Source organism: Prosthecobacter sp. Pr1, assembly GCF_057652315.1.
This window is the reverse complement of record NZ_JBYFBS010000001.1, coordinates 454,872-478,966: the sequence shown is the minus strand read 5'-3', so window position 1 is coordinate 478,966 and position 24,095 is coordinate 454,872. Positions and strand designations below refer to the sequence as shown.

At 59.6% G+C, this 24,095-nt stretch carries 22 protein-coding genes; 15 read left to right on the top strand and 7 right to left on the bottom strand.

Going from position 1 to position 24,095, the window contains the following annotated elements; translation table 11 throughout:
- Window positions 1-48 precede the first annotated feature (48 nt).
- From AC24GY_RS02100 to AC24GY_RS02080, 5 genes are all read left to right on the top strand, one after another.
- Entirely contained in the window at window positions 49-489 is a 441-nt protein-coding gene (locus AC24GY_RS02100; protein ID WP_487679868.1) for a hypothetical protein, read from the top strand.
- A gap of 125 nt (window positions 490-614) precedes the next feature.
- Window positions 615-1,274 carry a lysophospholipid acyltransferase family protein gene (locus AC24GY_RS02095; protein WP_422323313.1) on the top strand — a complete coding sequence of 220 codons (660 nt, stop codon included), beginning with the start codon at window positions 615-617 and terminating at the stop codon, window positions 1,272-1,274.
- A gap of 9 nt (window positions 1,275-1,283) precedes the next feature.
- The gene (locus AC24GY_RS02090; RefSeq protein ID WP_487679866.1) at window positions 1,284-1,817 is read left to right on the top strand and encodes a hypothetical protein; all 534 of its coding nucleotides are present in this window, start codon (window positions 1,284-1,286) and stop codon (window positions 1,815-1,817) included.
- Complete coding sequence (locus tag AC24GY_RS02085) at window positions 1,818-2,396, top strand: pseudouridine synthase (RefSeq protein ID WP_422323309.1); 579 nt, start codon at window positions 1,818-1,820, stop codon at window positions 2,394-2,396. It begins immediately after the preceding gene.
- 286 nt (window positions 2,397-2,682) lie between these two features.
- Window positions 2,683-3,906, top strand: a complete 1,224-nt coding sequence (locus tag AC24GY_RS02080; RefSeq protein WP_487679864.1) for an aspartate kinase — start codon at window positions 2,683-2,685, stop codon at window positions 3,904-3,906.
- Window positions 3,907-3,953: 47 nt separating this feature from the next.
- Here the strand turns inward: AC24GY_RS02080 and AC24GY_RS02075 are convergent, their stop codons facing one another.
- The 5 genes from AC24GY_RS02075 to AC24GY_RS02055 form a co-directional block, all read right to left on the bottom strand.
- Window positions 3,954-8,261 (bottom strand): cadherin-like beta sandwich domain-containing protein, encoded by a 4,308-nt coding sequence (locus tag AC24GY_RS02075; RefSeq protein WP_487679862.1) that lies wholly within the window; start codon window positions 8,259-8,261, stop codon window positions 3,954-3,956.
- 492 nt (window positions 8,262-8,753) lie between these two features.
- Window positions 8,754-9,044, bottom strand: coding sequence for a 30S ribosomal protein S6 (locus AC24GY_RS02070; protein WP_300932826.1), 291 nt, complete (start codon window positions 9,042-9,044; stop codon window positions 8,754-8,756).
- 20 nt (window positions 9,045-9,064) lie between these two features.
- Window positions 9,065-9,646, bottom strand: a complete 582-nt coding sequence (pth, locus tag AC24GY_RS02065) for an aminoacyl-tRNA hydrolase (RefSeq protein ID WP_487679860.1) — start codon at window positions 9,644-9,646, stop codon at window positions 9,065-9,067.
- 54 nt (window positions 9,647-9,700) lie between these two features.
- Window positions 9,701-10,402, bottom strand: coding sequence for a 50S ribosomal protein L25 (locus AC24GY_RS02060; RefSeq protein WP_487679858.1), 702 nt, complete (start codon window positions 10,400-10,402; stop codon window positions 9,701-9,703).
- 60 nt (window positions 10,403-10,462) lie between these two features.
- On the bottom strand, window positions 10,463-11,401 hold the full coding sequence (locus tag AC24GY_RS02055) for a ribose-phosphate diphosphokinase (protein ID WP_422318562.1): 939 nt from the start codon (window positions 11,399-11,401) through the stop codon (window positions 10,463-10,465).
- Window positions 11,402-11,543: 142 nt separating this feature from the next.
- Here AC24GY_RS02055 and AC24GY_RS02050 point away from each other — a divergent pair, with 142 nt between their 5' ends.
- From AC24GY_RS02050 to AC24GY_RS02035, 4 genes are all read left to right on the top strand, one after another.
- The gene (locus AC24GY_RS02050; RefSeq protein ID WP_487679856.1) at window positions 11,544-13,493 is read left to right on the top strand and encodes a serine/threonine-protein kinase; all 1,950 of its coding nucleotides are present in this window, start codon (window positions 11,544-11,546) and stop codon (window positions 13,491-13,493) included.
- 47 nt (window positions 13,494-13,540) lie between these two features.
- A complete protein-coding gene (gene sugE / locus AC24GY_RS02045; protein WP_487679854.1) occupies window positions 13,541-13,867 on the top strand; it encodes a quaternary ammonium compound efflux SMR transporter SugE in 327 nt (108 codons plus the stop codon).
- A 63-nt stretch (window positions 13,868-13,930) separates the two neighbouring features.
- Window positions 13,931-14,599, top strand: a complete 669-nt coding sequence (locus AC24GY_RS02040; RefSeq protein WP_422318568.1) for an ATP-dependent Clp protease proteolytic subunit — start codon at window positions 13,931-13,933, stop codon at window positions 14,597-14,599.
- A gap of 339 nt (window positions 14,600-14,938) precedes the next feature.
- A complete protein-coding gene (locus AC24GY_RS02035; RefSeq protein ID WP_487679852.1) occupies window positions 14,939-15,853 on the top strand; it encodes a sugar phosphate isomerase/epimerase family protein in 915 nt (304 codons plus the stop codon).
- Window positions 15,854-16,158: 305 nt separating this feature from the next.
- On the opposite strand, the gene AC24GY_RS02030 is transcribed toward AC24GY_RS02035, so the two are convergent.
- A complete protein-coding gene (locus tag AC24GY_RS02030) occupies window positions 16,159-16,686 on the bottom strand; it encodes a DUF6702 family protein (protein WP_487679850.1) in 528 nt (175 codons plus the stop codon).
- A gap of 131 nt (window positions 16,687-16,817) precedes the next feature.
- On the opposite strand from AC24GY_RS02030, the gene AC24GY_RS02025 reads away from it, so the two are divergent.
- Genes AC24GY_RS02025 through AC24GY_RS02010 form a run of 4 tightly spaced genes read left to right on the top strand, consistent with a single transcriptional unit; the run spans window position 16,818 to window position 21,345 of the window.
- Window positions 16,818-19,877: a hypothetical protein gene (locus AC24GY_RS02025; protein ID WP_487679848.1), complete on the top strand. Its 3,060-nt coding sequence runs from the start codon at window positions 16,818-16,820 to the stop codon at window positions 19,875-19,877.
- Window positions 19,861-20,436 carry a DUF1318 domain-containing protein gene (locus AC24GY_RS02020; RefSeq protein WP_422318578.1) on the top strand — a complete coding sequence of 192 codons (576 nt, stop codon included), beginning with the start codon at window positions 19,861-19,863 and terminating at the stop codon, window positions 20,434-20,436. Before AC24GY_RS02025 ends, AC24GY_RS02020 begins: the two co-directional genes overlap by 17 nt.
- Window positions 20,433-20,723: a hypothetical protein gene (locus AC24GY_RS02015; protein WP_422318580.1), complete on the top strand. Its 291-nt coding sequence runs from the start codon at window positions 20,433-20,435 to the stop codon at window positions 20,721-20,723. Before AC24GY_RS02020 ends, AC24GY_RS02015 begins: the two co-directional genes overlap by 4 nt.
- Before the next feature lie 28 nt (window positions 20,724-20,751).
- Window positions 20,752-21,345, top strand: coding sequence for a L,D-transpeptidase (locus AC24GY_RS02010; protein ID WP_487679845.1), 594 nt, complete (start codon window positions 20,752-20,754; stop codon window positions 21,343-21,345).
- Window positions 21,346-21,371: 26 nt separating this feature from the next.
- Here AC24GY_RS02010 and AC24GY_RS02005 read toward each other — a convergent pair whose 3' ends face one another.
- Window positions 21,372-21,506, bottom strand: a complete 135-nt coding sequence (locus AC24GY_RS02005) for a hypothetical protein (protein WP_487679843.1) — start codon at window positions 21,504-21,506, stop codon at window positions 21,372-21,374.
- Window positions 21,507-21,683: 177 nt separating this feature from the next.
- On the opposite strand from AC24GY_RS02005, the gene AC24GY_RS02000 reads away from it, so the two are divergent.
- Both AC24GY_RS02000 and AC24GY_RS01995 read left to right on the top strand, forming a co-directional pair.
- Window positions 21,684-22,091 (top strand): hypothetical protein, encoded by a 408-nt coding sequence (locus AC24GY_RS02000; RefSeq protein ID WP_422318586.1) that lies wholly within the window; start codon window positions 21,684-21,686, stop codon window positions 22,089-22,091.
- Between the two features lie 12 nt (window positions 22,092-22,103).
- Window positions 22,104-24,062, top strand: a complete 1,959-nt coding sequence (locus AC24GY_RS01995) for a hypothetical protein (protein WP_487679841.1) — start codon at window positions 22,104-22,106, stop codon at window positions 24,060-24,062.
- Window positions 24,063-24,095 lie beyond the last annotated feature (33 nt).

Genomic DNA, 24,095 nt, shown 5'->3' with positions numbered 1-24,095 from the left:
CCTTCCGGCTGATTTGGATAAAACGGCGGCCTAATTCCACCAATTCACATGGAAACATCCACCAAAATCAAGCTGTACTCAGCCATTGCAATCATCGCCGGCCCCTTCTTCGCCTACAACGGCCATCAGGAGAAAGAGCGCTTGGCCCGGTTGGAAAAGGAAGGCGTCACGGTGGATGGCATTATCGAAGGCGGGGAGTGGAAGAGAGGAAAGAACAGCAACTACCAGTTTGATGTTTCCTACACCCCGCAAAACGCCGCCCCTGTAAAACAGACCTTCAAAGTCACCTCCAACTACTTCTCCGCCCACGCCAGCGACACCTCTGTCACGGATCCGCTGGCCAAGGTGCGTTACCTCCCTTCCGCAATTCAAGACAGCGCCATCGTCGTCGGCGGTTCCACCGACTCCACGGCAATGTTCGGGGTGGGCATCGGAACCTTCGTCACTGGTCTGCTCACCTTGGGACTCCTGTTTTTCCTCAAGAAGTAGCCGGCTTGGCCAGCATGAGCCATCCAACCGCGGCGGGAGAAGTCTCCCGCCTTTTTCATGCCCTGATCCGGCATCCCTCACCTTGACCATCCATCATAACACCGCCATGCAGTGAGCTCACACTCATGGCTAAAATCCGCATCAAATCCGCAGGCAAGATCATCGCAGGAATCATGCGCTGCATCGGCTCGACTTTGCGCTGGGAGGTGCGGGATGACGCCGGAGTCTTTGATGCCACGCGCAAAGGCTGGATCTGGTCCTTCTGGCACAACCGCATGTTCCTCATCCCCTGGCTGCACCATGAGTGGTTCGCCAATGTTCCGGGCACCATTCTCACCAGCCCCAGCGGAGACGGCCAGATCATCGCCGATGTCTGCGCGAGCTTCGGCATCGAAGCCGAGCGCGGCTCCAGCTCCAAGCCCGAGAAAGGCATGAGCGCCCTCATCGCCCTCGCCGCCAAGGCGCGTGAAGGCTACGAGATCGGCATCACCCCCGATGGCCCGCGTGGCCCGTTGCATCGTGTACAGCCTGGCATCGTCAAGCTCGCCCAGCTCACAGGCGTGCCCATCATCCCCGTGCACATGCACTACAGCCACGCCATCCAGTTTAAGACCTGGGATGAATTCCTCCTGCCCCTGCCCTTTTCCAAAGTCACCCTCGTCTTCGACAAACCCCATCACATCCCCCGCCGCATGACCGAGGAGGAGTTCGAGCAAAAGCGCCTCGCATTAGAAGATGTGATGCGTTTTGGAACCACCCTTGAAAATCTTCAGCGCTCCCGCTAGCCTCGCGGCATGGAAACGCTCTCCGTCCGTTGCAACCACTGCGGCGCTCCGCTTCAAGTCTCCGACGCCACCCGTTTCGTCACCTGTCAGTTCTGCCACAGCAGCCTGGAGGTGAAGCGCACCGAAAGCTCCATCTTCACCGAGGAAGTCGCCAAGATCGCCGAAAACACCGGCAAGATGGCCGAGAGCCTGGAGGTCATTGCATTGCAAAATGAAATTGAGAAACTGGATCGTGAATGGGGCATTGAGCAGATGAATTCCATGGAACCCAGCCGCAGAGGACCACGCGCCCCAGGCAATCCTTGGTTTGGCCTCGCGTTCACAGTCTTCTTCGCGGCCGTGTGCTTCAGCATGGCTTCACTCACCAGTTCGAATCGCGTGCCTGGTATTTTCTTCTTCGTGCCAGTCGGCATGGGCCTGTTCGCTCTGTTTGCAGGCATCTCGGGCGTGTTCAAAGGGGAGGCTCACAAATCGGCACAGGCCAGCTACCAACAGCGCCGCAACGAACTTGAGCATCAGCTCGCAACGCTGAGATCGAAGTAGATGCTCCTCGCCTTCTACAAGCCCTTCGACGTCCTCTCCCAGTTCACTCAGGAGCACCCCTCCCACCGCACCCTGGCCGAGTTCGGTTTCCCGCCAGACGTGTACGCCATCGGCCGGCTGGATCGCGATTCCGAAGGCCTCCTGCTGCTCAGCGACGAAGCCCGCTGGAACGATCGCCTCCTCAATCCCCGCCACGCCCATCCCCGCACCTACCACGCCCAGGTGGACGGAACCGTAACCGACGAAGCTTTGAGAAAACTCCGTTCCGGCATCGACCTCAAAGACTTCCGCTCACTGCCCTGCAAAGCCCAGCGCCTCGACGCCGAGCCTGCTCATCCGCCACGCGATCCCCCCATCCGTTTCCGCAAAAATATTCCGACCTCCTGGCTCGCACTCACTCTCACCGAGGGCAAAAACCGCCAGGTCCGCCGCATGACCGCCGCCGTCGGTTTCCCCACTCTCCGCCTCATCCGCGTCAGCATCAGTGGCCTCAAACTGACTGATTTAGGCCTCAGCGCAGGTCAATGGCGCGAATTAACCGCCGAGGAGCAACGCCAGCTCGTCCCCCCTTCCAAGTAAGCTCAAGCTCTCCGTCCATCTTCATTCGCACTTCATTGTGGGTCATGCCCGACACGCCACCTTGGCCGGGGTTCGACACCTCAAAAATCAAAAATCGATTGCTCGACAATCGTCAATCCTCCGGCCCAAAGCTTGTCATGGGCATGCGCGATTAACGATTGATGAACAATCGATTTTTGATTTTTGAAGTTCACCACCGCCTTGACGCACCCCCACCCTTCCAAACTCCGTCCTTGCGCACCCGCCCCACCATGCCATTTTCCGCGCCCTTTCCCAACCCCCCAGCATGGCACTCATCGTCCAGAAATACGGCGGCACCTCCGTCGGCACTCCAGAGCGTATCCGCAACTGCGCACGTCGCATTCTGGAAACCCAGCGTGCCGGCAATCAAGTCGTCGCCGTTGTCTCCGCCATGTCAGGCGTCACAGACAACCTGATCCGGTTGGCCAAAGAAGTCTCCCCGGAGCGCGAACCCATCGAGCGTGAAATGGACGTCCTCCTCGCCACCGGCGAGCAGACCACCATCGCCCTCACCGCCATGGCCATCAATGCCCTCGGCGGCAAGGCCGTCTCACTCACCGGCGCACAGGCAGGCATTTCCACCGACCGCGTGCACACCAAGGCCCGCATCGTCAACATCACCCCGGATGCCGTGAAAAAGATGCTCGACGAAGGCAACATCGTCATGCTTGCCGGTTTCCAGGGCGAAACCGCCAGCGGCGAAATCACCACCCTGGGTCGTGGCGGCAGTGATTTGACCGCCATCGCCATGGCCGCAGCCATCAAGGCCGACCTCTGCCAGATCTACACCGACGTGGACGGCGTCTACACCTGCGACCCCCGCGTCGTGAAGACCGCCCAGAAGATCAACGAGATCAGCTACGAAGAGATGCTCGAAATGGCCTCCTCCGGCTCCAAGGTGATGCAGAGCCGCAGCGTCGAGTTTGCCAATAAATTTGGTGTGCGCTTTGAAGTGCGCAACAGCATGAACAACAACCCCGGTACCATCGTGAAAGAAGAATCCCCCGGCATGGAGTCCGTCGTCGTCCGCGGCGTCAGCCTCGAGCGCAACCAGGCCAAAGTCACCATCGACGACGTCGCCGACCGCCCCGGCATCAGCGCCGCCATCTTTGGCGCCATCGCCTCCGCCAACATCACGATCGACATGATCGTGCAAAACGTCAGCTTCGACGGCATCACCGACATCTCCTTCACGCTCAGCGGCGCAGACCTCGCCAAGGCCGAAGCCGTGCTCAAGGCCGAACTCCCCGGCCTCGGAGAGAAAGCCCAGCTTCGCACCCAGAGCAGCATCGCCAAGGTCAGCGTCGTCGGCATCGGCATGCGCAGCCACAGCGGCGTCGCCGCCAAGATGTTCAAGGCCCTCGCAGACGCCAAGATCAACATCCAGATGATCTCCACCAGCGAAATCAAGACCGCCGTCATCGTTGACGAAGCCGAAGTCGAAAACGCCGCCCGCGTCGTCCACACCGCCTTCGGTCTCGACGCCTAGGAATTCAAGGCATCGGGGTCTCCTGCCCCCGATGCCATCCGACCTCGCTAAGGCTCAGAGACCTTGATCCGCATGAACATCTTCGTGCGGCCCATGATCGGCACACGAAAAACGTGCTGGCTTCCGTTCCCGGAATCAGAGACCGCATGCCAGTCATTGGTGCCCATCGTCTCACTCCACTCCGCCGCATACGTCACCCCTGAAACTCCGGCGGGATGTGGAAAGCTCATCACGAAATCATCGCTCACAGTCTGCGGCTGCGGCAGTTGCTGAGAGCTTGCCACCGTGGGATTCATGCCCAGGGCGTATTCCAGAAGATTGGGCACCCCGTCAAAGTCGGCATCGGCGGTGTCAGCCGCATTACCCGTTTTATCGGCAGTACCAAACCACGTTTGCCTCCAGTTGGCGGCATGAGTCAAGCCGGTCCCCGTCAGGGCAATGTCGAAGGAGCTGTTGTTGCCCGCCACATTGCTGGCGATGTGCAGCACGGCCGTTTTCACTCCAATGCTTGAAGGAGTGAACTGCACCATCAGCGTCATGCTGCCCGAACTCGTCAGCGCAGGTGCAGGCGCCGCTGGAACGGTAGTTGCCGTGAAACTGCCCGCATCAGCTCCCGTGATGCTAAGCCCAAACCCGCTGAGATCAGCCAGTCCGCTGTTCTTGAGAGTGAAGGTCTGACTCACGACCGCCCCTGGCAGCCCCCCTCCGATGTCAGCCGTCGTCAGCCCGTCAAACACATTGCCTCCGAGAATCTGGTTCACAGCCATGCCCGGCCCATCCCCAAGATAGCGCGCCACAGCAAAGCCTTCACTCCCGCTCACTCCGGCAAAGCCAGCCGCGACGATTTTGCCATCATCCTGCAATGCCACCGCATTGGCTCCTTGCTCATAACTGCCAAAGGATTGGTTCACCTTGCCACCGCTGCTAAAAGTCGCATCAAGCGCCCCCAGACTATCATACCGGGCCAGGGCAAATGTCGCTGCCCCGGCGCTTGAGGAACGCCCTGCCACCACAATCTTGCCATCCCCCTGGATCACCAGCCCACCAGGGTCATCATAGCTGTTCACGCCAAAATTCGTATCCACAGAGCCCGTGCCGCCAAAGGTCGTGTCCAGGGCTCCTGCTTCGGTGTAGCGCATCAGCGTGAAGTCATTGTCGCTGCCATTGTAGGTCACACCCGTCACCACTATCTTGCCATCGACTTGCAGCGCCACAGCTTTCACATTCATCCCATTGCTCGTAGTCACCAGGCCTGTGCTGTTAAAGCTGGAGTCCAGCGCACCGCTGCCGGTATAGCAGGCCAGATTCGTACCGCCGGCATCACTCGTTCCCACCACCACAATCCGGCCGTTGCTGCTCACCACCACCCCATTGGCAGATTCACTGAACTGGCTGCCAAAATCAGTCACCACCTTTCCAGTGCTGTTAAAGCTCGTGTCCAGCACACCTGCGCTCATGTAGCGCACCACCGCAAAGTCATTGTCATTGCCATTCCAGGCGGTCCCCGCCACCACAATGCGGCCATCATTCTGCAAAGCGATGCTTGAGGCCAGGTCATCACCTCCCCCCACCGCAGTGACAACCATTCCCGTCCCGTTAAAACTGACATCGGGCGTGCCGTCACTATTGTATCGCAGCAGCAGAAAATCATTGTCCGTGCCATTGCTGGTGTAGCCGGCCACCAAGATCTTGCCGTCTGGCTGCAGGGCCATCGCCATGGCAAAATCACTTTGCCCCACGTTGTCGGTCATCACCATGCCTGAACCGTTGAACGTTTGATCCAGGCTCCCGTCAGGCAGCAGGCGGATCAGGCTCACATCCGTGCTGCTGCCAGGCATCATGGCTCCCACCATGAGAATTTTGCCATCAGGCTGCATCAAAATCTGGTGGCAACTGTCACTGGAAAACCCGGCCTTGATACGGGCCGTCCCGGAGCCTGCGCCAAAGCTGAAATCCAGATTGCCCGCCTTGGGCAGGCTTCGCGTCACCTTCACCGTATAATCCTGCGTGGTGGTGCCGTCGATCGCTGTCACCACCACATGGAACGTGTTTTCCCCCAGGCTCAGTTCCAGCGGACTCGTGCTGCCGTCTCCATTCACCCAGTAGCCGTTCACCTGCACCGTGGCCAGACTCTGCGCAGCCACCGGTGTGAACTGGATGGAGTTCATGTCATAAGGCACGCTCGCAGTGTAGCTGGTGGTGCCCGGTTCAAACACAGGCTGCAGCATCACGCCACTCAGCCCCAGATTGGCGAGATTGGCGTCCTGCGGATCAGGTGTCACAAACGTCATGTCCTCGCCAAAAACAGTGGCCGAAGCAGTGCTTGCACGGATCCGGTAGTGATAGGTCACACCGCTGCCAGCGAAGGGAATGTTTGCTTTTACCGTCACAAAATTCATGCCCGAAATGCCTCCCCCCAGAGAGACCGTGCTGCCATAGCTCGTGTCTAGCCCATACTCAAAAGCCATGGAGGTGATCGCAGTTCCGCCATTGGCGCTCACATTCGCGTTCAGGCGCGCCAGTGTCGGGTTCAGCAGCGTGGCGCCTGCCGTGCTGGCCACCGGCACCCCGGTGGCAGCCGTCGTAAAAGTCCTGTCCGCACCAAAGACCGTGCCGCCATGTCCGTTGGTCGCCCGCACCCGGTAATGGTAGGTCGTACCAGCGGTCAGCCCGCTGAGATTGGCGGTGACAGGCGTGTTCGACCAGCCGCCCACTCGCTCAACCGCCGGCCTCGACTGCGTGTAAAACGTGCTCGTCCCGTACTCAAACGACACCTGGGCATCATAGCCATTGCCATTGGCCATCCCGCTCAGCGTCGCCATGGTGCTGTTCACCATCGTGGCAGGCAGCGTCATCACCATCGGGGCCGCAGGATCCGCAGCCGGTGTCGTAAAGGTCTGATCCTGGCTCGTCACCGTCCCGCCTGCACTCACGGCCCTCATTCGATAATGATAAGTCGTCCCGCCAGACAGTCCTGAAATCTGGCCGCTCACACTGCCACTACCGCTGCTTATCGGGCTTTCCCAGGCGGCCGTTGATTCTCCATAGCCTGTCGTCAGACCGTATTCAAAAGTGACCACCGTGCTGCCTCCGTTCGTGTTCACTGCCCCGGACAAAAGGGCGCTGCTAGGCAGGCAGGTGGGCGAGCCGGACAAAAAGACCGAAGGCGGATTCGGCGTGGTGATGAATGTCCTGTCCGCACCATAAGTCGTGCTGCTGTTGTTTTTGGCCACCACTCGATAATGGATCGTTGTTCCTGGTGCAAAGCCGGAAAGGCTCAGCGTCACCGCCGTGTCACTGCTGCCCGTCACAGAAGAAGGGCTGCCCGGCAGCACGCTCCCATAGCTCGTCGTCGTCCCATGCTCAAAGGTCACCGTGGTGCTGTCATTGTTCGCATTCACGATCGCCTGCAGGGTCGCTCCACCGCCTGTCACGGCGGTCGCCGGCATCGTCGTCGCCGCAGGTGGCGTCCCAGCCTGCGGTGTCACTGTCATGTCCTGCCCATAGATGACGCCCAGCGCAGTCACCGCATACACCCGGTAATGATAGGTCGCAGCCGGATTCAAGCTCCCGATGCTTTGCGCCACGGCAGTGGTGCTTTGATCCGAACTGATACCGCTCGGATTCGCAGGCACCGTGCTTCCATAAGCCGTCGTGGGGCCATATTCAAAATTCACCGTCGCAGGCAAGCCGTTCCCCTTCACCGTCCCCTGCATCCTCGCTGCCCCTGTGACCACATTGGTCGCTGCCAGCGTGACCACCGTCGGCATCCCCGGGACAAACGTGACGTCGTCTCCATACACCGTGCCAAAAAAATTCACAGCCTTCACGCGATAGTGATAGACTTTCGCGGCGAACAATCCGCCCAAAGTCGCGCTCACAGCCGTGGGACTGGTGCCACCCACGTGAGACGGCGAGGCTGTCACGCTCCCTCCATAGCTCGTCGTCGTTCCGTATTCAAAGCTCACCGTCGTGTTCGAACCCCAGCCGTTGACCGCACCATTGAGGCTCACCGTGGCATAATCAGTCACCGCAGCCGCGTTCGTCACAGCCGCTGGCAGTCCCGGCATCACTTCCCAGTCCTGTCCATACGTCGTGCCGCTGGAATTCACCGCCTTGAGGCGGAAATGCCATGTCACGCCAGGATCCAGTCCGTTCACCACTGTACTCACAGTTTTCACCGTCCCATTGTCCACTGTCGAAGGCGTCGCCGCAGCGGTATAACCATAGCTTGTCGTCGGCCCAAACTCGAAAACTACCGACGTGCTCCCATCATTGGCTCCCACCGCACCGCTCACAGTCACCTGCCCGATCCCTGTGACTCCACCAGACAAAACCGTCACTTCGGGCGGCATGCCCCCCGCCCACGCCGGCAAACAGGTCAGCAGGCAAAAGACCCAAGCACCAGGCAGGATGGAAAGCAGGCACCTCATATTTTCTTTAATTTGGATGAGTTAATAGCCTATACCCTACACCCAAGGAAAGCCTAGTTTTGTAAAGACCGTGTCAAAAGGTGACACCCTAACAGTGAAAAGGCCCTGAAGCCCCAGCTCTCAGCACCCGTCCTATCCGTCCAACATCCATCGCGGTTCCCCTGCCCCAAAGGGGTTACGTCACATAGCAAAGGGTTGCCGAGCCTCAGCGAGGCTACCTTGATACAGAATCTAGCCAATCTGGAAAGCAAACCCCGTCTCCCTCCAGCCCACCAGCAGCGTCTACACAGCACTCCGCCGCACATTGTCTCCGCTCCCCTCAACGCTCCCCCTCTCCCCTTCGCTAAAAAAACAAAACCCCGGCTCGCGCCTAAACGCGAAACCGGGGTGATGAAAAGACACCGACGCGGCGGACTACGCGCTGCGCTTCAGGTAATACTGCTGATACACGTTTTCGTTCAGCTTCAGCTTGGCGCGGAGGCTGTCCAGAGCGGCAGGTGCGCCGGAGAACTGGATGTTGATGAAGTGACCGCCTTCGACGTGACGTGGGTTGAAGGGGAACTTGCGTTTGCCCATGTTGTCGATCTGCTCAAGCTTCAGACCGGACTTTTCCATGTCTTTGCTGATGGTGCTGACGAGGGAGTCAACGGTTTCTTCTTTGCCTTTGGTGTCGAGCACGATGAGTGCCTCGTATTTGCGGTTCATAGGTGGTGTGGTTTCGGGGGTTAAGATTCGGTTTGTCGGTTGAAGACATTCATGGCGGTTTCCAGGCCGCGATCAACAGCAGAAAGCACGGCATCAGCCGCGCGCTGAATGACAGATTCCAGCACGGGCCTCTCTTCGGCGCTGAATTTGCCCAGCACATGGCCCACCATGCGTTCTCCGGCAGGACGGCCATCCGCCGGAGCGATGCCGACTTTCAGTCGTGGAAATTCGTCCGAGCCGAGTGAGGAAATGAGGGAGCGGATGCCATTGTGGCCGGCAGCAGAGCCGCTGGTGCGGAAACGCAGACGGCCCAGCGGCAGATCCACATCGTCGTAAACTACCAGCGTTTGCGCGGGTGAAGCCTTGTAGAAGTGCCCCACGGACTGCACCGCACGACCGCTGTCGTTCATGAACGTAAGTGGCTTGAGCAGATATCCGCCCGTGAATTTCGCCACAAGACCTGACCAGCGCTTTTCCTCGCGGAAAGCGGCTCCCATGCGTCTTGCGATTTCGTCCAGCACCATAAATCCGATGTTGTGGCGTGTGTCTCGGTAGGTTTCGCCGGGATTGCCGAGACCCACAATGAGACGCGGCGCGTTCACGCCGCTGCTCGTTGTTTCCGCTCGGGAAGCCACATCTTGGAAAAGGTGCGGAGATTACTTCTTGGCAGCAGGCTTGGCGGCGGCAGCACCAGCGGCAGGCTTGGCGCCGGCAGCAGGAGCGGCGGCAGCGCCAGCGGCTGGCTTGGCACCAGCAGCAGGGGCGGCGGCAGCGGTCGGCTCAGGCTCCACTTCAACCTTCGGCTCTTCGCACATGACGATGACCACATCACCACCCAGGTGGCAGGTGACGCCTGCAGGGAAGGCGATTTCGCGGACGTGAATGCCCTGGCCAACTTCGAGGCCGGTGACGTCGATCTCGATGCTTTCTGGCAGATCCTTCGGCAGACAGCGGACTTCGATTTCGTGATGGATGGCTTCCACCAGTCCACCCTGCTTCGCGCCCTTGGCTTCGCCGACAGTGACCACAGGCACGTTGGCGTGAATTTCTTCATCAGCAGCAATGGCATGGAAATCAATGTGGAGGATGCCACCGCGGAGGTAGTCGTGCTGCACTTCCTGCACCAGCGCGAGCTGGTCTTCGGCGGCTCCGGCGATCTTCAGCGAGACAAGAATGTTGTCCGAGGCGCTGCCTTCAAGAAGCTTCGAGAAAGTTTTGCCGTGCACCTGGATGCTGGAGGGCTTCACCTTGCGACCATAAAGGGCTGCTGGAATGGTGCCTGCTTTGCGCATGCGTTTGACGGCACCAGTACCGGACTGGGTGCGGACTTCTGCCTGGAGATCGAGAATTTTAGCCATGGTCGGGGTTCCTCACTGGAGGAGATTAAGTTTTGGAAAAAGGGCGCGGAGAATACACGCCTACCCCCGCGTGTCAAACAGGGATGTGACAGACTCGTTCCCGTGGATGCGGGCAATGGCCTGCGCCAGCAGGGGGGCGATGTCCAAAGCGGTCACTTTTTCACCGGTCGCCTGCGGGGTCGAATTCGTGGCCAGCAGCTCGACAATCGGTGATTTGGCGATGCGATTCCGCCCTTTCTCTCCCAGCACGGCGTGCGACACACCGGCATAAATCTTTTTCGCCCCGTGCTTCAGCAGCAGGTCGGCGGCCGCAGTCAGCGTCCCGGCCGTTTCAGTCAGGTCATCCACCAAAAGAACATTTTTCCCTGCCACGTCACCGATGACGCTATGCGCTTCCACCTCTTCGGCACTCACACGATTTTTGGCCACAATCGCCATCGGAGCGCCAAGCGCCTTGGCAAAAGCATGCGTCATTTTGATGCCTCCCACGTCAGGAGAGACCACCACGAGATCGCTGATTTCACGCTCGCGAATGGTCTTCATCAAGACGGGAGCCGCATACAGATGATCCACGGGAATGTCGAAGAAACCCTGAATCTGCCCGGCGTGCAGATCCACCGTGAGCACCCGGTTCACCCCGGCGGCCACCAGCAGATTCGCCACCAGCTTCGCAGTGATCGGCACCCGCGGGCGGTCTTTACGATCCTGGCGCGCATAGCCGAAGAACGGCAGCACAGCGGTGATTCGGTTGGCGCTCGCACGGCGCACGGCATCCACCATGATGAGCAGTTCCATCAGGTTCTGGTTCGTCGGCGGGCAGGTCGGCTGCACAATGAAGACATCACCGCCGCGGATGTTCTCATGGATCTGCACGAAGGTCTCGCCGTCCGGAAACGTGGTCAGCTCCGCGGCACAGAGGGCCATGTTCAGGTTTTGGGCAATCGACTTCGCCAGCGTCGGATGGGCGGAGCCGCTTAAGATCTTCAGACTTTCATTCATGGGGCGCGGAGTTAGGCGAGTCTGTCACAGAAATCAACCCATCGCGTCATTCCGTGTCTCAATGCTTGTGCTTCCAGACAACTTCTCGTACCTCTGGAGGTAAATCTGCTGCTAAATCGGCCTCTCCTTCCCTAGCCCAGCCATGAGTGATTCCTCCAATCCCATCCCTCCGCCGAAGACCACGGGCGGCGGCTGGCGCTGGGAACCGCCCACACCGGCGGAATTGCAGGAAATTCTGCCCCAATATGAGGTTCACATGCTCGTCGGCCGTGGCGGCATGGGGGCGGTCTACAAAGGCGTGCAGCTCAGCCTGGATCGCGTCGTCGCCATCAAACTGCTCCCGCCGGCCATCGAACGGCAGGATCTCGCCTTTGCCGAGCGCTTCAAAAACGAAGCCCGCCTGATGGGCCGCATGAATCATCCCGCCATCGTCAGCGTGTATGATTTCGGCCGCACGTCGGACGGCCAGCTCTACTTTGTCATGGAGTACGTCGATGGCACCGACGTCCAGCGCATGATCGCTCGCGAAGGCAAGCTGCCCCAGGAGCACGCCCTCGCCATCACCGCGCATTTGTGCGATGCCCTCGGCTACGCGCACAAGCAGGGCATCGTGCATCGTGACATCAAGCCCTCCAATGTCCTCATCGACATCGAAGGCCGCGTCAAAGTCGCCGACTTCGGCCTCGCCAAGCTTGCAGACAAAGCACAAAACTCCGGCCTCACTCAAACCGGCATGACCATGGGCACGCCCGACTACGTGGCGCCTGAAGCCCTCATGCTAGGCACGGATGTGGACGGCCGTGCGGACATCTACGCCGTCGGCGTCATGCTGTATCAGATGCTCACCGGAGACATCCCGCGCGGCATGTTCAAAATGCCGTCGCAGAAATTTCGAAGCATCGATCCCCGCTTTGACGCCATCATCCGCCGCGCCTTGGAGCACGACCGCGAGGAACGCTATCAAAGCAGCCACGAACTGCGTCAGGCGCTGGACGTCATTCTCACCACGCCCCGCGCAGTCTCTGGCCAGGAATCCAGCGCCGTTCTGCCCAAGCAACCACCTCAGACACCCGGCCGCACCGTCGTCCCCTCATCACGCAATCCCGGCTCCGCCCAGCAGCGCACCGCGCCAAGACCCGATCCATATCAGGCGCCACCACCACCCAAAGCCGCCTCGTCCTCGACAATGCCCTACGTCTTCGCCGCGCTGCTCATGCTCGGCGTCGGCGGCTGGTTCATCGCCAACCGTCAGCACCCGGCCGATCTGCACACTCCGTCCGAGTCTGCCGAAAAAACGACAATTACCCCTCCTCCGGCACCCACGCCGAAGATCACCACCACCCCATCTCCAAAACCAACGCCAAAACCGCAGCCAGTCACGCCTACCTACCCTCCGCCGACGGTGAAACCTGCTCCCCCAAGCAGCAAACCACCCACGATGGCACCGGCCACTCCCCCTGCCACAGTAACGCCAACTCAGCCCCCTCCTGCCACCACCAATGAGTCAATCGTTTACCGCTTGGCTCAGTTGGAGTCCCAGTTTCAGACCGCCTTTGAGCGGGAAGTGAATACCGCTTATGTCGATCAGCTCGACACCCTGGGCACAGGTTATGTCACGGCGCTTGATCGCGCGATGCAGGATGCCACCAAAGCCGGTCGGCTCGATGAAGCCATCGCCCTGCGTGAAGAAAAGCAGCGCTTCACCACGCATAAGTTCATGCCGTCCATCGACCCCGCGAGTCTGCACAAGACCGTGGTCAATCTGCGCAACGCCTACCGCACTGCGGAGAAAAATTACGCTCAGCAGAAAGACGCCTCCTCCCTGCCGCTCTACGATCGCTACATAGCAGTCCTCAATGCTTTGGAAAAGGAAGTCCTCGCTCAAGGCCGCACCTCCGACGCCGACGCCGTCCGCACCAAGCGCGACGACGTCGTCACCCGCCGCAAGCAGCGTGCCGCAAAGGTATCCTCCAAGGCCTACATCTCCCCTCCACCAGCCACCGGTTCAGCCAAGCTCGCTCTATTCGATGGCGAATCCCTCAACGGTTGGCGCATCGTCGCTTTCAAAGACATCACCCTGGAGATGCTCTGAAAAAAGCACGCTCGACATAAGCATCGAAGCGTAATCTCGTTTTCATCATGCCTTGGTTTCACCTCATCATCGCCGGTCTTCTCGAAGTGGCATGGGCCGTCGGTTTAAAACAGACCGCCGGCTGGACGCGGCTGTGGCCCAGCCTCATCACCGTGGCGCTCATGATCGCCAGCTTCTTCTTTCTCTCCCTCGCACTGCGCACCCTGCCCCTCGGCACCGCCTATGCCATCTGGACTGGCATCGGCGCCGTCGGCACCGCTTTGATCGGCATCTTCATCTTTGATGAACCCCGCACCGCCGCGCGCCTCGCATGCATCTTGCTCATCGTCTCCGGCGTCGTCGGTTTGAAGCTAGCCTCATCCTCCCCGGTCTGATCCAGCATCCAGCTTTTTTCCTCCCACATTGACAACTCCCCCCCCCACCTCTTCATTCCCGCCATGACCCCCAGCCAATATTCCGACTTTCCCTCCGATTTCCCCACCTCCATCGCGCCGAAGTCCAGTTACATGGTCCCCACCGTCATCGAGTCCGAAGGCCGTGGCGAGCGCGCCTATGACATCTACTCCCGCCTCCTGAAGGACCGCATCATCTTCCTCGGTGGCGAGGTCAATGACACGATGGCCTCCATCATCATCGCCCAGCTTCTCTTCCTCCAGATGCAGGATCCGAAGAAGGACATCAACATCTACGTCAACAGCCCCGGCGGCAGCGTCACCGCCGGCCTTGCCATCTATGACACCATGCAGTTCCTCACCTGCGATGTCTGCACCTACAGCATCGGCCTCGTCGCCTCCATGGGCGCCGTCCTCCTCGCCGCAGGCACCAAGGGCAAGCGCTACGCCCTGCCAAACTCCGACATCATGATCCACCAGGTCTCCGGCGGCGCACGCGGCACCGCCAGCGATGTGGAGCGCACCGTCGAATACATGTTCGGCCTCAAAAAGCGCCTCAACCGCATCCTCGCCCACCACACCGGCAAGTCCGTCGAACAGATCGAGCGCGACGCCGACCGCGACAACTACATGTCCGCCGCCCAGGCCGCCGAATACGGCCTCGTGGACAAAGTCCTCGAAGGCAAAAAAGACATCTCTGCCGAAGCCAAGTAACACATTCACTCCAAAAGGGCGGGACTCACATCCCGCCCTTTTTTGTGCCCGTAAACTTGGCTTGAATAGAAGCATTTTAAATTTCCGACAGCCCCTCCTTGGCTCATAACGTCGCGCGCCCCCAAAGCGCATCCCCTCTCCCCGCCGATGATATCGCAACACCCAAGACGCGTTCGGGGAGAGGTAAGGGTGAGGGGCCACAAGTCATTCGTGGGATGGGTGTGGCGTCAGCCCGCCCGTCTCTGAGCGTGCGGCAAACACACCTCGCCTCGAAATAGCACTGGATTAAGTGCCGTCTGGGACGTTTTCTCGCCACCAATCCTCGATCTTCCCCCATCCATGAAATTCGGCTTCGTCACCGCCATCCTCCCCGAACTCTCGTTCGACAACGTCCTCAACTTCGCCCGCCACGAAGGCTTCTCCACCGTTGAGGTCATGTGCTGGCCCGTCGGCAAAGCCGAGCGCAAATACGCCGGCGTCACCCACATCGACGTCACCGCCATGTCGAAAAGCCAGGCCCAGGAAATCCTCGGCCACTGTCAGGATCAGGGCGTCAGCATCAGCGCCCTCGGCTACTACCCCAACATGCTCGATCCCGACTCCGCCGTCTCACGCGCAGCCGTCTCCCATTTCAAAAAAGTCATCGCCGCCGCCCCCAAGCTCGGCGTGAATCTCGTCACCGGCTTCGTCGGTCGTGACTGGACCAAGACCGTCGATGAAAACTGGCCCCGCTTCCTCAAAATCTGGCAGCCCATCATCAAGTACGCCGAGGAGCATGGCGTGAAGATCGGCATCGAAAACTGCCCCATGTCCTTCACTCGCGACGAATGGCCCGCCGGCAAAAACCTCATGACCACCCCGGCAATCTGGCGCCGCGCCTTCAACGACATCGACTCCTCCAGCTTCGGCCTCAACTACGACCCCTCACACTTCATCCTCCAGGACATGGATCCTCTCAGCCCACTCGCCGAGTTCAAATCCAAGCTCTTCCACGTCCACGCCAAAGACGTCAAAATCAACCGCGCCGCCCTCAACGAAGTCGGCCGCTTCGACTTCCCCCTCCAGTGGCACCAGCCCCGCATCCCCGGCTACGGCGATATCAACTGGGCCGCCTTCATGGCCGAGCTCATGCGCATCGGCTACGACGGCCCCCTCTGCATCGAAGTCGAAGACGACACCTTCGGCAAAACCCTCGAAGGCCGCATGAAAGCCATCAAAGTCGCCCGCAACATCCTCGCGCCCTTCTTTGGGTGATGGTGGATGCTAAGTTCCACCAGTGATCGTCATGCTAACGCGTCATTGATGGCACTCTGTGCAAAACCCTCAGAGCATCATTTTCACCTCATGCCTGCCTTGAAGGCCAACGGCCTTCCGTAGTATAGCCCAGGGATGCCGAGCTTTAGCGAGCGCTTCCCTGGGTATCGCAGCACATCATCGGGAAGCAAACCCAGCACCCCGCCGCACATCACGCCCACCAGCAGCGCTCACAAAAAGTCCCGCCGAAGGCATTTAAGCTCCATGACAGAGCCACGATGCCGCCCTTTCTTGCGACCAATTCTTCAAGGCGTAATCTCGCGCGCATTGAGCTTCTTGGACGGATGCTCACCTGCGAAACGCATCTCGATTTTCCTATCCCCCTCACGCAGCTGCAGCAGGTTGATCTGATCCTTGAACAGATCGCAAAAGACAACGTTCTGGATAGTCGCGCCCGCCATCCCCTCCGGCACCTCCACCTCAAAAAACAACACCACCGCCGGATCCCCGCTCTTCGCACTCGCCTCCTCCATCTCGCGCCCCACCCACGTCATCTTGGCCGCTTTCCCCGCCGCATCCGTCACCACAAAAGTCTTGGCCAGATAAGCCTGAATTTGCGCATCAAATTCCACCGCAGGCGTTCGATCAATCCGCATCTCCCGCTCGCTCTGCCGCACAAGCGCAAGTTCAAGATCGCTCACGAAAACCGTGAGACTCACCTCCAGTTTCTTCGTCTTTTCATTGTACTCCGCCTCCGCAGTCGAGGTATGCACCGAATGCGCATGCAGACACGTTGCCACCAGCAAATAGAGAATGGCCGACAAGACGCGCATGGAGCGCCGACATTAGCCCCCGGCATCCTCGCAGGCAAGCCCTCCTCGCCAGCATGCCAAGCCCCTCATTCCGAACCAGATACCGCAAATCAGAGCGTGGCACACCCACGACTTCATGATACTCTGGTCAGGTGAATTCCACCACCGCCCCTTTCTCCAAACTTCGCCGCTTGTGGCGCTGGAGCTGGCGTCTCGGACTCACGGGCATAGTCCTGCTCACCATCTTGGTCGGCTGGGCATGGCATCAACGCGTGCCCATCGCGAATGCACTCCTGCGCCGCTTTCTCGGCGACATGCAGGTGGAAGTCGTCTCCCTGGACTGGCAGGACGGAGCCCTGCACCTGCGGGAGGTCAGCACCCTGCACCTTCCCAGTTCAAAACACATCTCAAGCGTGGGCCATTTGGAATGGCGGCCTCGCTGGGGTCAGCTCTACCAGGGAAACCTCGGCGGCCTCAAATTGGAGGATGCCGTGGTGGACGTGCCGCTGGCATGGCTGCTGCCGTCACCACCTCAACCCGCCAGCCCGGCAGTCGCGGAATCCTCCTCATTCCGCTGGCGTCTGGACTTGGTTGATCTCACCCCTACGAAGTTCATCGTGCGCGATGATAACTGGCTGCCCCTTGGCAGTGTGATCATCACGCAGAAGGTGCAGGCCTTGGAAGTCGGCGGCAGCAAATTCCCTTCGTTCAAAACCGTCATCACAGACCTGCAGCAGGCCGAGTGGCGCGGCCAGCCCGTATTCAGCAGCCTGCACTTCGAAACCGAAATGCGCGGAAACGAGATCGAGCTCAAAAGAGCCTCGCTGTACGGCGGCAGCTTTGATCTCGCCTGGCTGCAGGAGCTCAGTCCCGCACTCAGGGCCAAACTGCCCCCCTTGCGCGGCGGTCTGCAGTTTGATTGGGAGGGGCGTGACGTGAGACTCTCAAACTCGGGCTTGCTCTCAGGCGGTACTCAGGAGCTGCATCTGAAAAATCTGCACCTGCAGCCGCTGACCGGACCCGGTGGGATCAATGTCGCAGCCCTGGATCTGAAAGCGTCCCAGGACTTAAACGGCCTCTGGCATGTGGAGCGCGGACTCCTGCAAAAACCAGTCATCGAATGGACCCGTGAACTGGAAACAGCCCTGCTGCCCAAAAGCAAATCCACACAGTCCACCGCCTGGCAGGCAAAGATCGATGCACTGGAAGTGCAGGGCGGCACGCTCAAACTGACGCCCACCGAACTCTGCCCCCTGACGGGTGACCTGAACTGGAGCACCAGCCTGGAAGCGCTGGATATTTCCTCAGAGGGACTGCGCTCGGCAGTGAAGCAAAAACTCGCCCTGGCAGATGTGTCCCTGCGTTGGAATCCAAAAGCCGCCGGCATCCAGCCAAACCCCTTCGCACAGACAAAGTCCGCCACACTGGAACTCGTGCCCGACAGCTTTCGCGAGTTGTGGCAGGTGGAATCACTGGTGCTCACGGCCCCCCATTTTGCTTTCACTCCCGAGAACGGTCCATGGTTTGACAAGATCGAAACACCCCCGGTGAAGTCACCTCTCAAACACGCCCTGCCCTGGTGGAAGCAGCTGCAGTTTGGCTCCCTCACGGTGACGGGTGCCGAGCTCGACATCGCGATGCAACTGGCGGAGCGCCTGGAATCTTCGATTCACTTCTCGATCACGACAGAGCAATCCAAGCAGCATCTGCGCATTCAATCCGCTCAGATGAGCATCCCCAAACGTTCGAGCTTGCCGGTGTTGAATTTCGCGGAGGTGGAGGTGCAGGCGGCGCTGCCGGACATGTGGCGCACGCGGCGCCTGGATTCATTGAAGATCACGGAAGGTCATGTGGCGGCGGGAGATGCACTGATGACTTTGTTCACTGGTGATGCAGCAGTGGTTCAAACCAAAGCAGATGCCGCCGCAGCGCGCTGGACAGCAGGCAAAATCGAAGTGGAGAAACTCGGCGTCACGCTCATGAGCATCGCTCCCGGCATGCCCCCGGTGCGTTTTGATGTGAACCTCACCGCAAACGAGACCCCTCTGGATCTGGACGGCCTCGCGGAAAACGTGGAGCCACAAAGCATCCAGCTCACACGCCTGCGCATCCCCTCCCCGCACGAAGCCCTGCGCACCGTGGCGGAAATGGATGTCATCCATGTGAACTACACCCTCGATGGCCTGCTGCACCGCCGCATTGACCGCGTCGAAATCGTCTCCCCCGTTCTCTATGTGGGCGAAGATCTGTTTTGGTATGTGGAAAACTACCGCAAATCAATGAAGGGCGAAGCTCCCATTTCGGATGCCACCTTTGGCCCTCCCGCACCGCCAAAACCCACCGCCCCCGGCTGGCAGGTGGACACCCTGTCAGTGACCGATGGCAAGCTGATCATCGCACCAAAGGGCGTGCCTCTCGCAGGCATCAGCCGCCCCTTTCCCTTCAGCTTCACTTCGAAGCTCGAAAGCGGCCAGCTCGATGCCCAGTTCGACATCCCGTCGGACGATTACACGCTCAATGAGCTGAAGCTCGAGTTCCGCGGCATGAAAGGGCAGGTGCATTTCAATCTGCCGATGAAAGACCGGAACAACAATTTGACCGAGACCTTCACCGTCGAGCAGCTGCGCTGGAAGCAGCTCCACTTTGAAAAAGCCCACCTGAGCGTGACCTACGACGTGCACGGCATCTACGGTCTCTTCGGCAGTTCGGCCTACGGCGGCTATGTGAATGGCGCGTTCGACATCTATCTGGACGAATCCTTCACCTGGGATGGCTGGGTGGCCGGCACCGATGTGGATCTCAAGCCCGTGACAACCACCTTGTTCCCGGATTACTTCCTGATCGACGGCAAGGTGCAGGGCAAGATCGTCGCCACAGGAAACAAGAACGAACTCTATCAGGGCGATGCAGAATTCCAAAACCGCTCGCATGGCCGCTTCAGCATCGCCGCGCTCAATGACTTGATCAAATCCCTCCCCAAGGCGCTGACCGGCACCATCGGAGATCAAATAACTCGCATCGGGCTGGAAACACTGCGCGATTTCGAGTATGAAAACATTGATGGCAAAGCACGCTTCTACGGACGTGAGGGCCGCGGTCACCTGCGATTCCTCGGCCCGAAGGGCTCGCGCAAGTTCGATGTGAATGTCTATGATCACCGCTGGAAAGAGGAACCACGCAAACCCGAAACCGCTGATGCTTTGGCAAACTGAACGACTCATCCTTTGCGCTGCCTCATTTATCCTGGCCGCCTGCAAGCTGCCCGAGGTCCCGATCACCACGCCGAAGCCTCTCGAAGTCAACCTCAACATGCGTCTGGATGTTTACCAGTACCGGGGTGACGAACCCCAGGACAAGGAGGCTCTCAAAAACGCCAGCGAGGCCACCGAGCGCATGCGCAACCGCATGCAGGAAATCCAGACCTTGAAAAACAACCAGCTCGTCAGCGAAGATCATCGCGGTCTGCTCCAAATCCGTGAAGTGCCCGCCGGCGACTGGGGTGCCCAGGTGAAAAAAGCCGTGGCCGCCGAAAATGAAGACCGCATGCTCCTCATGCGCCAGAAAGCAAAGGAGGCCAACCGCCCTCTCTACGAGATCGAGGGCGAGCAGTGGCGCCTGCGCAGCGAGCAGGCCGAACCAGGCGAATGGATTGAAATTCCAGGCTCCACACCCGGCTCGTTTGAGTTAAAACGGGTGGACGCCAAAACGACTCCCCCAGCCAGCCAGCCAACCACCACCACTCCACCCATCCCAGCCACACCCAAGCCATGAGACTCATCCTCTTTCTCCTCTTTTCGTTGATTGTCGTACTTGCCTTCACGAATCCCAACGAGACCGAGTTCCGTACCTACATGCAGCAGAAGCATGGCATCGCCGGCTCGCTCAGCTTGAAAGTCGCCGCCATCTTCTCCGCCGGCACCAGCACCGGAGTGTCTCGTGACAACTACATCATCTGCAGCCGCTACTACATTGGCGGAGACGGCATCCTGCCACGCACAGATCTGGCCTGGGCCGTGGCCGGAAAATTTTTTGACATCGACGAAAGCGGCGGGAAATGAGGCCATGCTTCATCTGCTGCCCTCTTTCATGAGGCTGCCATCTCTGCTGATTCTGTGTCTCCTGCCCGCTTGCACACTGCTGCAGCGCAAACCATTGACGCCCTCACTGCCCAAGCCCGTCTATCACATCGACGCCCCCTTGGCCTCAGCCTTGAAACCGGCGGCGGCCAGCATCGAAATCGACCTCTCCCGGCAGGAAATGCGTTTGTTCAATGCAGACAAAGTGCCCGTCGTGGTCACCCAAATCTCCTCAGGCCGGAACACCTCGCCCACGCCCACCGGTCATTTCAAGGTGCTCGAAAAGCTGCCGACGAAGTTCTCCAACCGCTACGGCAAATTCGTCAAGCAGGACACGCGTGAGGTGGTCGTGTGGCGCGTCTGGGAGCATCACGGCCCGCAGCCACCGGGCACCCGCTACGAAGGCTACGAAATGCCACACTGGCTGCGGCTCACCTGGCCCGGAGTGGGCATTCATCAGGGCGAGTTCAAGCCGGGAGAACTCTCCAGCAAAGGCTGCATCCGCACTCCTGCCGAGCCCCAGCAAGTGATCTGGGAGCATGCCCAGGTGGGCACTCCGGTGCACATCCGTGGCAGCAGCGCCGCTCACCCTGACGCGCCTTGACCTCAGCCCTGTCACCAGCGCAAAAGTTACGGGGCCGGTTCCACCTCGGCTTTCTTCACCGTCGGCATTTCCACGGTCACACTCAGCTCCCAGGCACGATTTTTGATGCACCACACCAGCACCGCCAGGGCGAGGAAGCCGATTAAAACCAAATGCACCATGCAGCCAGTGCCGCATCCGATTCCTTGAAACGAATCACGATAAGTGCGGATATTAGTTCTGCCGGAGTCCCCCATTCATCACAACCTGCCTCATCTTGGATTGGACAGCCAGCGTTTGTCGTCGATTTTTAGTCTGCCTTTTACTGATCCCTCCACCCAAAACTTCCTGATCCACCCATGTCACGCCGTGCCCAATCTGGAGTCCGCCCCACCCACTGGATGGGATTGATCGCCATTCTCGCTTTCGTCGGCGGCGGTGGTTTTGCTTTGATGCATCGTTCGACTGATGCGATGACCGGCGTCACCGAGCTCAGTGCCAGTGAGTTCATGGAAAACGCCACCGCCCTCAGTGGCAATGAATACAAGGTCGAGGGCGTCGTGGACGACCGCCTCGACAACTGGCGCAGCGCAGACGGCCGCCTCTTCAGCTTGCAGATCAGCGATGGCGCAGGCAATACTTACCTTCCTGTCTGGGTGCCGCCGGATTACAAAGGGGCCAACATTCAGCGCCGCCAGCGTTACATCTTTAAAGTGCGCGTCATGGAAACCGGCGTGCTCGAAGTGCTCGAACTCATCAAAGCGTAATCTCACACCGTCATGAAGCGCCTTACTTTTGCCCTCGTCCTAGCAGCGCTGTCTCCTGCCAGCGCCCAGGTTCTCCCAGGCAGCCCCGGTGCGGGTGCGCCCCCGGCCAGCACCACCTCCAATAACAATTACAACATGGTGCCCGGCAGCGCTGCCGACCGCCAGACCGATACGCAGACCGCTCTCGGCAACATGCCCATGGCCGATCCCGGCTCGGAGAACGTCTCCTTCAACGGCAAGCTCTGGAATGTGACCAACAACCGCCTCATGCGCTCCCGGTTTGAGACCTATCTCACCACGCCTGAGGCCAATGGCCCTGAAGACCAGGCCTACCGTGATCTCATGGCGCAGATCATGGAACTCCTCGCCCCCACGCACAAGGCCACCGACCCCGTCACCAAGGCTCAGATCCGCGGTCCTGAAGTCATGAAAGCCTTTGCCATGTTGCCGGAGGCCGGTGCCGCCAGAATCGACGGTGGCCTCTGCAATGCCGTCGCCAATGCCATCTGGGATGTCTGGACTTCCCAGAAACGTGTCAACGAACGCAAGCTCGCCAACACCGCCATGATGGAGCGCCGCAAGCAGCTCGAATGGAACGCTGAGGTGGCCATGAACAGCACCCCTATGGTCAAAACCGGCGGCTCCACCAAAACCGACCAGCAGCAAAGCGAAAAGCAAAGCCAGCAGTCCAATACCAATACCGTCGGCCGCACCTCCGGTTACATCAAGGGCATCGCTGAAATCGAAGCCCGCACCAAACTGAACGAGACAGCCATGGGCCTCTCCGAAATCACCAGCAAGATCCAGTTCCAGGCCCTCATCATCCAGATGTTCATGCAGCGTCGTTTTGAGCACGCCGTCATCGCCTGCCGCTTCTACCCCAATCTTTTCCGCGACGGCGAAAGCATCCTGCAGCTCGACAAGAACAGCGATGTCCAAAAGCTCCTCTCCAGCAGCTTCGGCGTCCCTCCCACCGTCAGCATGATCGACGGCCTCTCCCTCGAAGCCATCCGCAGCGTCGATGAATCCCTCGTCTCCTTCGAAAACCTCGTGTCCCGCCGCGATGTGGACAGCGCCAGCAACCGCCTCCTCGAAGCCTACGCCATCGGTGAATACCTGCCTCGCGTCCGCCGCCTCCCCATGTCCGAAAAGACCAAGGTCCTCGATTTCGTCCGCAAGAAAAACAAGCTCCTCTCATTCTTGGAAATGAAGGACTATTCCAGCGCCGAAACCGTCGTCATGGAGCTCCGCACCACCTCCGACGACTTTGAATACGCCAAGCCCCTCGCCGCGATTCAAACCGCCAAGACCATGAGCAATCTGCACGTGAACAACGCCAACGCAGCCATGGGCAACAAGGATGCCGTGACCGTGGAAAAGGAGATGAAAGCCGCCGCCGAAATCTGGCCCACCAATCCCCGCGTCACCCAGCTCAGCGAGCACATGATGCAGTCCACCGACATGAAGTCCCAGGCCCTCATGGAATTCGACCGCCTCCTTAGCCAGCGCAACTACCGCCAGATCTTCGAAAACCAAGCCCCCTTCATCGCCGCCGTCGCCGATGACCTCACCCGCAAGCAGCAGCTCGAAAAAGTCCTCAAGGACATGGGCCGCCTCGAACTCATCCTCGGCGGAGCCAAAGAAATGGCCGCCAGCAGCGCTCCCGCCGCATGGGAAAAAGTGGAGAAGGAATCCAAGCTCTACCCCGACGATCCCGTGCTCAGCAAACTGCGCGCAGACCTCGGTGTGAAGGCCAGCGAATTCGTCACCGCCATCGAAAACGCCCGTCAGCAGGAGGAGAAGCAGCAGATCGGTTCCGCCATCGCCTGGTATTTGAAAGCCAAGAGCATGCACCCCCTTAGCGAGATGGCCCGCGATGGCATCAAGCGTCTCGTCGAAGTCGTCAAAAACGGCGACCAACCACCGCCCACCATCCCCGAGCCCACCGCGGCTTCAGCGCTCAACAACTAGAGCGGTTTCGTCTCCGAAACGCGCGCGCCAGGT